13 protein-coding genes are annotated in these 11,930 nt (G+C 66.9%); 5 read left to right on the top strand and 8 right to left on the bottom strand.

The genetic code is table 11. From position 1 onward, the window contains the following. The first annotated feature begins 116 nt into the window (after positions 1-116). Positions 117-677, top strand: a complete 561-nt coding sequence (locus AC5P74_RS14575) for an EF-hand domain-containing protein (protein WP_111127889.1) — start codon at positions 117-119, stop codon at positions 675-677. A gap of 59 nt (positions 678-736) precedes the next feature. On the opposite strand, the gene AC5P74_RS14570 is transcribed toward AC5P74_RS14575, so the two are convergent. From AC5P74_RS14570 to AC5P74_RS14555, 4 genes are all read right to left on the bottom strand, one after another. Beyond that, complete coding sequence (locus AC5P74_RS14570) at positions 737-1,954, bottom strand: RNA polymerase sigma factor (RefSeq protein ID WP_069139079.1); 1,218 nt, start codon at positions 1,952-1,954, stop codon at positions 737-739. A 182-nt stretch (positions 1,955-2,136) separates the two neighbouring features. Next, complete coding sequence (locus AC5P74_RS14565) at positions 2,137-2,631, bottom strand: pathogenicity-like protein (RefSeq protein ID WP_139726821.1); 495 nt, start codon at positions 2,629-2,631, stop codon at positions 2,137-2,139. A gap of 3 nt (positions 2,632-2,634) precedes the next feature. Beyond that, positions 2,635-3,555, bottom strand: a complete 921-nt coding sequence (gene tesB / locus AC5P74_RS14560; RefSeq protein WP_005408551.1) for an acyl-CoA thioesterase II — start codon at positions 3,553-3,555, stop codon at positions 2,635-2,637. 87 nt (positions 3,556-3,642) lie between these two features. Further along, positions 3,643-4,419, bottom strand: a complete 777-nt coding sequence (locus AC5P74_RS14555; protein WP_005415699.1) for an enoyl-CoA hydratase/isomerase family protein — start codon at positions 4,417-4,419, stop codon at positions 3,643-3,645. A 34-nt stretch (positions 4,420-4,453) separates the two neighbouring features. Between AC5P74_RS14555 and AC5P74_RS14550 the strand changes: the two genes are divergently transcribed. Continuing rightward, positions 4,454-4,900, top strand: a complete 447-nt coding sequence (locus AC5P74_RS14550) for a copper chaperone PCu(A)C (RefSeq protein WP_346608216.1) — start codon at positions 4,454-4,456, stop codon at positions 4,898-4,900. Positions 4,901-4,992: 92 nt separating this feature from the next. Here AC5P74_RS14550 and AC5P74_RS14545 read toward each other — a convergent pair whose 3' ends face one another. The 3 genes from AC5P74_RS14545 to uvrA all read right to left on the bottom strand — a co-directional run bounded on the left by AC5P74_RS14545 (position 4,993) and on the right by uvrA (position 9,209). After that, positions 4,993-5,718, bottom strand: a complete 726-nt coding sequence (locus tag AC5P74_RS14545) for an enolase (protein ID WP_206620238.1) — start codon at positions 5,716-5,718, stop codon at positions 4,993-4,995. Positions 5,719-5,808: 90 nt separating this feature from the next. Then, positions 5,809-6,216: an acyl-CoA thioesterase gene (locus AC5P74_RS14540; protein WP_065178106.1), complete on the bottom strand. Its 408-nt coding sequence runs from the start codon at positions 6,214-6,216 to the stop codon at positions 5,809-5,811. Beyond that, positions 6,216-9,209: an excinuclease ABC subunit UvrA gene (uvrA, locus tag AC5P74_RS14535; RefSeq protein WP_065178105.1), complete on the bottom strand. Its 2,994-nt coding sequence runs from the start codon at positions 9,207-9,209 to the stop codon at positions 6,216-6,218. Before uvrA ends, AC5P74_RS14540 begins: the two co-directional genes overlap by 1 nt. A 316-nt stretch (positions 9,210-9,525) precedes the next feature. Between uvrA and rplU the strand changes: the two genes are divergently transcribed. From rplU to cgtA, 3 genes are all read left to right on the top strand, one after another. Further along, a complete protein-coding gene (gene rplU / locus AC5P74_RS14530; RefSeq protein WP_005408557.1) occupies positions 9,526-9,834 on the top strand; it encodes a 50S ribosomal protein L21 in 309 nt (102 codons plus the stop codon). A gap of 18 nt (positions 9,835-9,852) precedes the next feature. Continuing rightward, positions 9,853-10,116, top strand: a complete 264-nt coding sequence (rpmA, locus tag AC5P74_RS14525) for a 50S ribosomal protein L27 (protein WP_005415704.1) — start codon at positions 9,853-9,855, stop codon at positions 10,114-10,116. A gap of 177 nt (positions 10,117-10,293) precedes the next feature. Next, positions 10,294-11,346 (top strand): Obg family GTPase CgtA, encoded by a 1,053-nt coding sequence (gene cgtA / locus AC5P74_RS14520; RefSeq protein ID WP_346607472.1) that lies wholly within the window; start codon positions 10,294-10,296, stop codon positions 11,344-11,346. A 217-nt stretch (positions 11,347-11,563) separates the two neighbouring features. Here the strand turns inward: cgtA and rpsT are convergent, their stop codons facing one another. Beyond that, complete coding sequence (gene rpsT, locus AC5P74_RS14515; protein WP_005408560.1) at positions 11,564-11,833, bottom strand: 30S ribosomal protein S20; 270 nt, start codon at positions 11,831-11,833, stop codon at positions 11,564-11,566. Positions 11,834-11,930: the final 97 nt, after the last annotated feature.

Here is an 11,930-nt window from a genome sequence, read left to right as displayed (position 1 = left end):
GTCCGCCGGATGAATGGATCTGACAGCAGCGTCAACCGATGTCGCGCCCGGGCGTTGTTGTCACTCGAGGGTGAAGTGATCACCCCGACGCAATTCCCATTCCCAGGAGTGACCCCATGATCCGTACCCCCCTGCTGCTGGCCCTGCTGCTCGGCACTTCCGCCTCCGGCATCGCGCTGGCGGCCGACACCCCGGCCACGTCGGCGCAGCGCCCGGCCAAGCTGGACACCAATGGCGACGGCGTGATCGACCGCAGCGAGGCGGCTGCCAACCCGCGCCTGGCCGCGAAGTTCGACGAGCTGGACAGGAACAAGGACGGCAAGCTCTCGCGCGATGAGATGCCGCGCTGGCAGCATGGCCGTCGTGGCCACGGCGGTGAGCGCTGGGCCAGGCTGGACGTCAACAAGGACGGCCGCATCAGCCGCGACGAGGCCAAGGCCGACCCGCGCCTGGCCGCGCGCTTCGACCAGCTCGACCTCAACAAGGACGGTTACCTGGACAAGGCTGACCGCGAGCTGCGCATGAAGCAGCATCGTGATGCCTGGTTTGCTGCCGCCGACACCAACAAGGATGGCCAGCTGAGCAAGGCCGAGTTCGACGCGGCCAAGGGCCCGATGCACGGTGGCCCGCGCCAAGGCGGTCCGCGCGACGGCGGTGCACCGAAGTCGCAGCGCTGATTCATCGCGCGCTGACCGACCACGACGCCGGCGTACTGCCGGCGTCGTGCGTTGAGGCCCTAGCGGCCGCTGGAATGGGCCACGGCATACAGCACGACGCCCAGCACCACGATGTTCATGGCGATGATCCCGGTACGCCCATACAGCGATTCATACACCCAGTTGGTGCCGGTGCGCCCACGCCGCGACGAATCGCGCGCGATCAGCGGCGCCATGATCTGCTGCAGCGGTCCCAGGCACTGGTAGTTCACCAGACCCATGCCGAGCACCAGCACCAGCAGATGCACCCACGTCGGGGTCTGCAGCAGTACCACCGCCAGCACTGCCAGGCAGCAGGCCATGGCTGTCCAGGTGTTCATGCGCACAAAGCGCCAGACCCGCGCGCGTTCGGCATCGGTCTTGGCATAGGACAGCAGGAATCGACCGCCCAGGTAGCTGCCGATCACGCCGCCGGCAACGCCACCAGCGAACGCGCCCCAAGTGCTGGCCGGAATCATGTGCAGGTAGCCCAGGGTGGCGGTGACCGAGCCCATGGCTGTACCCCCGGCCACGCTGGCCCCGCCCAGGCCCAGCTTGCTGCTGCCCACGCCGACGCCGGCGCTCAGCAGGATCGCGGCACTGGCGGTGCCGGGTGCGGCCACCAGCACCATCGACACCACGGCGGTGGCGAAGGCGGCGCTCGGCGCGCTGCTGCGCGCGAACTCACCGAAGCGCTGCAGCAGGCCGTCGCGCACCAGCGCGCGGGCGCGCGACAGGCGCTTGCGCACGGCGGCGTCGCTGAGCCCGAGCAGGTCGGCCACCTGCTGCGAGCGCTGGCCTTCGCGGTAGTACAGCAACAGGACTTCGCGGCTGTCGGCGGGCAGGGTCGAGATGATGTCCTCGGCGGCGATTTCTTCCTCCACCCGTTGCAGGCGATCGGCTGCGCCTGGGGACGGATCGGCGGCCATCCCCATCGCCACCTCGGCCGCCTCGCCGGTCAGTGGACGGCCACGCTGGGCGCGCAGCCAGTCGCGGGCGAGGTTGCGGGTGATCTGCCGCAGCCACGGCAGGAAGCTGGTCGCGCTGCGCAGCTGGTGCAGCTGCTGCCAGCCCTTCACAAAGGCCTCCTGGGCGATGTCCTCGCTGGCCTGGCGGTCCCGGGTGATGGCCAGCGCGATGGCGGTGACCGTGTTCTGGCAGGCCAGCACGATGCGGCCGTAGGCGTGCTGGCAACCGCTGGCGGCGGCGGGCAGTTCGCGTTCCAGGGTCTGGTCGATCGATGCGGTGAACGTCGTCATGGCGGCGGCTCTCCTGCGGGGATTGTGTCCCATGACGGAGCCGCGCGCGAAGTGTGACCAGCATTCTGTGCGGTAGTGCCGGCCGCTGGCCGGCATCCTCATGACAAAAAGGGGACGGAGGGGATTAAGTCGTTTGTGCCACAAACGACTTAATCCCCTCCGTCCCCTTTTTCACCCGCGAGTCATTTCGAGGGCTGGATGCGGACCCGGACTTCTTCCTCTTCCGGCGCGGCCTGCGGGGCCGGTTGCGCCTGCTGCGGCTGGGCCTGCGGGGTGGGCACCGGGGCGCCGCGATGGCGCAGGCCGATCACCAGCGCCACGCCAGCGATCACCACCAGCAGCGCGATGCGGATGCGCCAGGCCCAGCTGCGGCCGCCGCTGCCCGGTTCCGGCGCGTCGCGGAAGGCGAATTCGGCGGTGGGGTGGTCACGGCGGGTAGTGTCGAGCAGGCGCGCCTCGCGCAGGATTTCGCGCGCGCGCGGCTGGTCGTCGGCACGCACGATCCATACCGCCGGATAGGCGTTGGCGTTGCCCAGGTCGGTATAACTGAACTGGCCGCGGCGACGGGTCTTGTACGAGCGCCCGTTGGTCACCTTGACGTCGATCCCATGCCCGCGCAGGAGCTCGGCCACGCCTTCGACGGTTTCCACGCGCTGGCTGCTGAAGATCTGGCGCATGGGTTACTCCTTGGCCGGCACGGCGGCGGCCGCAGCCTGGTCGGGAACCACGCGGATCAGGCCTTCCTGCGCAGTGCTGGCCACCAGCACGCCGTTGCGGGTGAAGAACTGGCCGCGGGCCAGGCCGCGCGAATCCTGCGCGCTGGGGCTGTCCAGCGAGTACAGCAGCCAGTCGTCGGCGCGGAACGGGCGGTGGAACCAGATTGCGTGGTCGAGCGAGGCCATCTGCACGTGCGGGTGATAGTAGCTGATGCCGTGCGGGAAGGTCGCCGTGCCCAGCAGGTGGAAGTCGGAGGCATAGGCCAGCAGCGCCTGGTGCAGCTCCGGGGCATCGCCGACCGGCTCGCTCAGGCGCAGCCACACCTGGTGGTAGGGCGGGCGCTTGGGCGGGTTCAACTCGTCGCGCGGGTAGACGTGTCGGAACTCGAACGGGCCGCCACGCGACAGCCAGCGCTGCACCTTGATCGGCAGCCGCTCCAGCACTTCGGCCGGCAGCGGCCGGTTCGGTTCGATGTCTTCCGGCTGCGGCACTTCAGGCATCTTGTGCTGGTGCTCGGCGCCGGTCTCGGCCTGCTGGAACGAGGCCGCGCAGAAGAAGATCACCTTGCCGTGCTGGATCGCGGTGACCCGTCGCACCGAGAAGCTGCCGCCATCGCGGGTGCGGTCCACGTCGTAGACGATCGGGTGGTCGATGTTGCCGGCGCGCAGGAAGTAGGCGTGCAGCGAGTGCACGTGGCGGCCGTTGTCGACCGTGGCCTGCGCCGCAGCCAGGGCCTGGCCCAGCACCTGCCCACCGAACACGTACTTGGTGCCGATGTCGCGGCTCTGCCCGCGGAACAGGTTGTCCTCCAGCCGCTCCAGCGTGAGCAGGTCGATCAGCTCGGAGACGACGGGTTCGGGCGTGTCGTTCAAGGGGGCGGCCACAGCAGTGAAAGAGGGCCTGATTATACCGGTCAGGGGTCAGATCCCTTTCGCCCGGCGAAAGGGATCTGACCCCGGGCGGGGCAACCGCTATTTGCCCAGGCGCGCCGCCAGGGCCTGTAGGGCGTTCTGTGCGTCCGGGGCGAACCAGGCCTCGACGAAACGGTCCAGCTGGATCAGGTCCGGGTGCAGCGCTTCGTGCAGGTCGGCGCGAGCGATGGCGCGGGTCAGCAGCATCGGCTGCCGAGGCTGCTTGAGCAGGTTCTGCAGCCAGGCCACGGCGCGGGCCACCACCAGGTCACCCTCAGCCAGCTCGTCGACCAGGCCGATCTGCAGCGCCTGTTCGGCCGGTACCAGCGAACCGGTGGTCAGCAGCACGCCGGCGCGGTGCACGCCCACCGCACGGCGCAGCAGGCGCTGGATGCCCTCCGGCGCGATCAGGCCTACCTGCACCTCGTTCAGGCCGATGGCATACGGCCGCGACGGATCGGCGCTGCGCGCCATTACCCGGTAGTCGCAGCACAGGGCCAGCACGCAGCCGCCGGCCGGCGCGTGGCCGGTAATCGCTGCGACCACCGGGATGCGGCTCTCGGCCAGTGTGCGCACGGCGCCAAAGAAAGCGTTCCAGGTGTCCAGCAGCTTGTGCTTGTCATCGCCATGCGAGAGCAGGTGCGGCACGTCCATTCCACCGGTGAAGATGCGCTCGCTGCCCGACAGCACGATGCCGTGCGCGTCTTCGGCCATGGCCAGTTCGATGGCATGGATCAGCTGCCGGCACAGATCGGTGTCCAGTGCATTGACCGGCGGCCGCGCCAGGCGCAGTTCGCGGATGGGGCCGTGGTTGATCACCTCGATGAGCGTCGTCATGCTGCGGTCTCGTTGCGAAGAAGGAACCTGGGCGATGATAACCAAACCATTCGTTGGCGTACTGTGGGTGCTGTGTGCGGTTGCAGCATCGGCTTCGGCTGCGGAATCACGCTGCGTCACGGTGGAGCAGGGCTGGGCGCGGTTGCCACCGAATCCGGCGATGCCGATGACTGCCGGCTATGGCGTGATCCACAACGGCTGCAGCAGGGCGGTGGTGATCACCGGTGCGACCAGCAGTAGTTTCGGCGACGTGTCGCTGCACGAGACCACGATCGTCGATGGCGTCAGCCGGATGCGCGCGATCGGGCGCCTGCCGCTGGCAGCCGGCGCGCGTGCCCAACTCAAGCCTGGTGGCCTGCACCTGATGTTGATGCAGGGGCGGGGCGCGCTGAAGGAAGGCCAGGCGCTGCCGCTGCAGTTGCAGCTGGAAGGTGGTGGTGAAGCGAGCGCGACGTTGACCGTGCGCAAGGCTGCGCCGTAACGCGTCGCCCGTTCCGCCGGGCATGGCCCGGCGCTACCGGTGATGATCCGGCGGTCATGCCTGGGTAGCGCCGGGCCAAGCCCGGCGGGATGCTACGACCAGTCGTACGAGAACAGCACCGTGCGGCTCACCGGCTCATACAGCATTACGATCGCGTCGGCGCCGGTGGCGCACCAGTTGTAGCCGGCGACTTCGGCGACGGCGAAGAACTTGTGGCCATCGCGGCGGATGATCGCCAGTTCGGCATCATCTGGAGCATGCCGGTCGTTGGCGGCGTCGGTGAATTCCAGTGTGAAGGCGGCAGGAATATCGGCCGTTTCGATCCAGTTGCCACAGGAAATCTGTCCCCCCAGCGTATCCAGATAATCGCGCTCGCTGGCCTCACCCTTGCCGTAGCGCGAGTAGCAGGCGAGGCGGCCATGCATGGCGTGGTAGTGGCGGGCCTTGGCGTAGCTGTCGCGCATCTGCGCAATGTGTTCCTGCGCGTCCTTGTCCTGTACTGCATCGCCGATGAAATAGCCCTCGTTGCCGAGGAAGCGCATCTGGTTGCCGGCGGTCAGCTCGAAGGCGATCCAGTTGGTGGCGGTGAAATCGTTGTGGTGTTCTTCGGTGGTTTCGCCGATGCAGCCGTCGTACGGCTCGATCGGGCACAGCATCGTCGCCACCTGGCCGGCCAGTTCCGGGCGCAGCACACCGAGGTCGATCTTCAGCAGCGGAAGCAGGTGCTGGCCGAGCCAGGCCTGGTCGGCGGGGAAGACGTCGGTGGGGAAGGGGACCATGCCGGGCAGCAGGTCGCTCAGTTCAGTCTGGTGGATCATGTCAGTCCTTTGAATTGGATCGGTAGTGCCGGCCGCTGGCCGGCATGCGCGAAGCGTCTGGAGGTTGCCGGCCAGCGGCCGGCACTACCTTCAGGTGGAAGCGTTGCGGATCGCCTCAGGCAGCGGCGCGCTCTTGCCGGTCTGCGTATCCATCCACACCACCACCACGTTGCCATCCGAGTACAGCTTCGATGCGTCCTGCTGGTCGACGATGCGGTGGCCGATGGTCACGCTGCTGTTGCCCAGGCGCTCGACGAACAATTCGACCACGATGTCGTTGGGCCACACGATCGGCAGCCGGTAATTGACGTTGGTCGCGGCCACCACCGGTGCGATGCGGTCGGTCATCGACACGCCGTCCACGCCCAGCATCCAGCGCACGCGCGCTTCTTCCAGGTAGGAAATGTACTTGGCGTTGTTGACGTGGCCCATGCTGTCCATGTCGCGCCAGCGCACGCTGATCGGGATGCGGGCAAGGATCTTGTGTTCGCTGCTCATCAGGCGTCCTTCTTCTTCGACGTGCTCTTGCTGGCCTTGCCGGTGCTCTTGGCGGCCACGGCCTTCTTCGCCACCTTGGCCGGCTTCTCGGGCTTCACCTTGCGCGGCGGGCGGGCGTCGGGCTTGTTGGCCACGGCGGCCGGCTGCTCGGGGCGCGCGCTGGTGGACGGCAGCATGCGGGCCAGGAACTGGCCGGTGTACGACTGCGGGCAGGCCGCCACGTCTTCCGGCGTGCCGGTGACCAGGATGGTGCCGCCGCGGTGGCCACCCTCCGGACCCAGATCGACGATCCAGTCGGCGGTCTTGATCACGTCCAGGTTGTGCTCGATCACCACCACCGTGTTGCCTTCGTCGCGCAGCTTGTGCAGCACGCCCAGCAGCGCTTCGATGTCGTGGAAGTGCAGGCCGGTGGTCGGCTCGTCGAGGATGTACAGGGTGCGGCCGGTATCGCGGCGCGACAGCTCCTTGGACAGCTTCACGCGCTGCGCTTCACCACCGGACAGCGTGGTCGCGCTCTGGCCCAGCTTGATGTAGCTCAGGCCGACGTCGACCAGTGTTTCCAGCTTGCGTGCGATCGACGGCACCGGCTCGAACAGCTTCAGCGCATCCTCGACGGTCATTTCCAGCACGTCGTTGATGTTGAAACCCTTGTACAGGATCTCCAGCGTCTCGCGGTTGTAGCGCTTGCCATGGCAGACATCGCACGGCACGTACACGTCCGGCAGGAAGTGCATCTCGACCTTGATCAGGCCATCGCCCTGGCAGGCCTCGCAGCGGCCACCACGCACGTTGAAGCTGAAGCGGCCCGGCGAGTAGCCGCGTGCACGCGCTTCGGGCACCTGTGCGAACAGTTCGCGCAGGGGAGTGAACAGGCCGGTGTAGGTGGCCGGGTTCGAACGTGGGGTGCGGCCGATCGGCGACTGGTCGATGTCCACCACCTTGTCGAACAGGTCCAGGCCATCGATCTCCCTGTACGGGGCGATCGGGTGCGAGGAACCGTTGATCTCGTTGGCGGCCAGCGAGAACAGGGTGTCGTTGATCAGGGTCGACTTGCCGGAGCCGGACACGCCGGTCACGCAGGTCAGCAGGCCCGACGGAATCGCCAGGTCCACGCCCTTGAGGTTGTTGCCGCTGGCCCCGCGCAGGTGCAGGGTCATCTTCGGGTTCGGCTTGTGCCGGCGCGCCGGGATCTCGATCGCGCGCTTGCCCGACAGGTACTGGCCGGTCAGCGAGCGCGGTGCCTCCAGGATGTCCTGCAGGGTGCCCTGGCCGACGATCTCGCCGCCATGCACGCCTGCGCCCGGGCCGATGTCCAGAACGTAGTCGGCCAGGCGGATCGCGTCCTCGTCATGCTCGACCACGATCACCGTGTTGCCGAGGTCGCGCAGGCGGGTGAGGGTGCCCAGCAGGCGTTCGTTGTCGCGCTGGTGCAGGCCGATCGACGGTTCGTCGAGCACGTACATCACGCCGACCAGGCCGGCACCGATCTGGCTGGCCAGGCGGATGCGCTGCGCCTCGCCACCGGACAGGGTGTCGGCCTTGCGCTCCAGGGTCAGGTAATCCAGGCCCACGTCGACCAGGAAGCCGAGGCGTTCGCCGATTTCCTTGACGATCTTCGCCGCGATCTCGCCACGCCAGCCCGGCAGGCTCAGCTCGCTGAAGAACTTCAGCGCCTCGTCGATCGGCAGCACCACCAGCTCCGGCAGCGGGCGGTCGGCCACGAACACATTGCGTGCAGCCTTGTTCAGGCGCGCGCCATGGCATTCCGGGCAGGGTTGTTCGCTGATGTACTTGGACAGCTCTTCGCGCACCGCCGGCGATTCGGTTTCCTTGTAGCGGCGCTCGAGGTTGGGAATGATGCCCTCGAAGCGATGCTTGCGCTGGGTGCGGCCACCGGCTTCGGTGAAGTAGGTGAAGGTGATCGCTTCATCGCCGCTGCCGTACAGCACGGCCTGCTGCACCTTGTCCGGCAGCGAGTTCCAGGCCGCGTCGACGTCGAACCGGTAGTGCTTGGCCAGCGAAGCGATCAGCTGGAAGTAGTAGGCATTGCGGCGGTCCCAGCCGCGCACCGCGCCGGCGGCCAGCGACAGCTCGGGGTGCACCACCACGCGCGAGGGATCGAAGAACTCGGCCATGCCCAGGCCATCGCAGCCGGGGCAGGCGCCCATCGGTGCGTTGAACGAGAACAGGCGCGGCTCCAGTTCCGGCAGCGAGTAATCGCAGACCGGGCAGGAGTATTTGGAGGAGAACAGGGTCGGCGCGGTTTCCGTGTTGTCCAGGCTCTGCACCGAGGCCATGCCGTCGCCCAGCTTCAGCGCGGTCTCGAAGCTCTCGGCCAGGCGCTGCTTGATGTCCTCGCGCGGGCGGAAGCGGTCGATCACCGCCTCGATGGTGTGCTTTTGGCGCAGCGCCAGCGGCGGCACCGCGTCGATCTCATGCAGCTCGCCGTCCACGCGCACGCGCACGAAGCCCTGCGCGCGCAGCTGGTCGAACACCTGGGCGTGCTCGCCCTTGCGGTCGCGGATGACCGGCGCCAGCAGCATGTAGCGCTGTTCCGGGTCCAGGGTCAGCACCTGATCGACCATCTGGCTGACCGTCTGCGCTTCCAGCGGGTAGCCGTGGTCTGGGCAGCGCGGGGTGCCTACGCGGGCGTACAGCAGGCGCAGGTAGTCGTAGATCTCGGTGATCGTGCCGACCGTCGAACGCGGGTTGTGCGAGGTCGACTTCTGCTCGATCGAGATCGCCGGGGACAGGCCCTCGATGTGGTCCAGGTCCGGTTTTTCCATCACGCTCAGGAACTGGCGCGCATAGGCCGACAACGACTCGACATAGCGGCGCTGGCCTTCTGCATAGATGGTGTCGAACGCCAGCGAGGACTTGCCCGAGCCGGACAGGCCGGTGATCACGATCAGCTTGTCGCGGGGCAGGTCGAGGTCGAGGTTCTTCAGGTTGTGCGTCCGCGCGCCGCGGATGCGGATGAAATCCATCGCCATGGGGGATCCGGTTGTGGGGGCGTTGGCTGGGTGCCGGGCCAGCAGGGAACGGCAATCGGTCAGCCTACCGAGGTGACCAGATGGGGGCAATGGGCGACAATGCCAGCCCGGTGTCTCACCTTGTGAGACAGGCCGACAGGCAGGGGTCAGATCCCTTTTCACGGGGTGAAAAGGGATCTGACCCCGTTCCGACGCCGCCCCCTGCGGCGTTCAGGGTTGACTTGACCCGCGCCCGATGATCTGCGTACAATCCCGCTCCTGTCCGCCCTCGATGGCGGCAGCTCAGACCACAATAACTACAGAGGAAGGCCTGGTCATGTACGCAGTACTGGTCACCGGCGGTAAGCAATACCGCGTGGCGCAGGGCGAAAAGCTCCGCATTGAAAAGCTCGAAGTCGAAGTCGGCAGCGAGATCAAGTTCGACAACATCCTGATGCTGGGTGACAGCGACGGCGTGAAGCTGGGCGATGCGCTGAAGGGCGCTGCCGTCACCGCCAAGGTCCTGTCCCAGGGTCGTGCTGACAAGGTCCGGATCATCAAGTTCCGTCGCCGCAAGCACCACATGAAGCGTCAGGGTCACCGTCAGTACTACACCGAAATCGAGATCACCGGCATCGCCGGCTAAGCATCAGGAGAAGCAGTCATGGCACATAAAAAGGGCGTAGGCTCCTCGCGCAACGGTCGCGACTCCAACCCGAAGTACCTGGGCGTCAAGATCTTCGGCGGCCAGGCCATCGAAGCCGGCAACATCATCGTGCGTCAGCGCGGCACCCAGTTCCACCCGGGTTCGGGCGTTGGCCTGGGCCGTGACCACACCCTGTTCGCCCTCGTGGACGGCAAGGTGGAGTTCTCGGTCAAGGGCGCCAAGAAGCGTCGCACCGTCAGCATCGTCTCGGCCGACGCCTGATCCAGGCATCGCCGGCACCCGTGCCCCGGCATGGGAGTGCTGCATGAAGAGCCCCGCTTCGGCGGGGCTTTTCGTTAGAGTTGAAGCAAGACCGGCCGGGCCGGGCTGCCGGTCATCGGCAGGCATAACATTCAAGGCGGCGGCCTGCAGGCCACGCCCATCGCAGGCATCGAAACAATGAAACTGGTAGACGAAGCAGAAATCGAAGTGTTCGCCGGCAACGGCGGCAACGGCTGCATTGGCTTCCGTCGCGAGAAGTTCATTCCGCTCGGCGGCCCGGACGGCGGCGACGGCGGTGCGGGCGGCAGCGTGTACATCCGCGCCGACGAAAACCTGAACACCCTGGTCGACTTCCGCCATGACCGCATCTTCAGGGCGCAGCGCGGCGAGAACGGCATGGGCCGCCAGGCCTATGGCAAGGGGGGCGAAGACCTGACCATCACCGTGCCGGTCGGCACCGTGATCATCAACGTTGCCACCGATGAGATCATCGGCGACCTGACCCGGCACGGCGACCGCCTGCTGGTGGCCAAGGGCGGGCGCGGTGGCCTGGGCAACATGCACTTCAAGAGCTCGACCAACCGCTCGCCGCGCCAGGCGCTGCCGGGCGAGCCGGGCGAAGAGCGCACGCTGAAGCTGGAGCTGAAGCTGCTGGCCGATGTCGGCCTGCTGGGCTTCCCCAACGCTGGCAAGAGCACCCTGATCCGTGCCGTTTCGGCAGCGACGCCGAAGGTGGCCGATTACCCGTTCACCACGCTGTATCCGAACCTGGGCGTGGTGAAGGTGGAGAACCATCGCAGCTTCGTGATCGCCGACATTCCCGGCCTGATCGAAGGCGCGGCCGATGGCGCCGGCCTGGGCGCGCAGTTCCTGCGCCACCTGCAGCGCACCCGCCTGCTGCTGCACCTGGTGGACATCTCGCCGATGGAAGGTGGCGTGGACGGCATCTCGCCGGTGGAGCAGGTGCGTGCGATCGAGCGCGAGCTGGGGAAGCACGATCCGGAACTGCTGAAAAAGCCGCGCTGGCTGGTGCTGAACAAGGCTGACCTGATGTTCGAAGACGAGGCGCAGGCCGCGGCCGAGCAGATCGTTGCCGAGCTGGGCTGGAAGGAGCCGTGGTTCCTGGTCTCCGCACTGGGTCGCGAAGGCACCTTCCCGATCATGAGCCGCATCATGGCCTTCTTCGATCGCCAGAAGGAAGAAGAGCAGGAAGCCCGCAACGCGCAGTGATGCCGTTGTGGTTCCATGCGGAAAACCCGGCTTCGGCCGGGTTTTTTGTTGGCTGCCGCTCTTCTGTAGGGCCGAGCCTATGCTCGGCTGCTGTTCGCGCGGCCAGCCGAGCATGGGCTCGGCTCTACAGGGTGGAAACCGCGGGCAACAAAAAACCCGGCCGGGGCCGGGCTTTTGTCTGCAGCCCAACCCCGAAGGGCAGGGCGGCAACGCCGGATCAGGCGGCCTTGAGGGCCTTGATGCGGTCGTTCAGGCGGCTCTTGTGGCGAGCAGCCTTGTTCTTGTGGATCAGGCCACGCGCGCTGAAGCGATCCAGGATCGGCTGGGCAACGGCGAAGGCGGCTTCGGCGCCGGCGGCATCGTTGGCGTCCAGCGCCTTGATCACTTTCTTGACAGCGGTGCGCAGCATCGAGCGCTGAGCCACGTTGCGCGCGTTGCGCACGACGGTCTGCTTGGCGCGCTTCTTGGCGGACTTGATATTGGCCACGGTGGTGGTTTCCTGAAAAAATCGGTGTTATGGGAACAGCAAGCTAGCTAGTATGATGGCGTAAGAAATGCACGTCAAGTCGATTGTCAAGAGGGAC

It is taken from the genome of Stenotrophomonas sp. YJH_SMC_94-11 (assembly GCF_059370435.1).
Note: the sequence above shows the minus strand (reverse complement) of the source record. Positions and strands in the feature narration are given on the sequence as shown.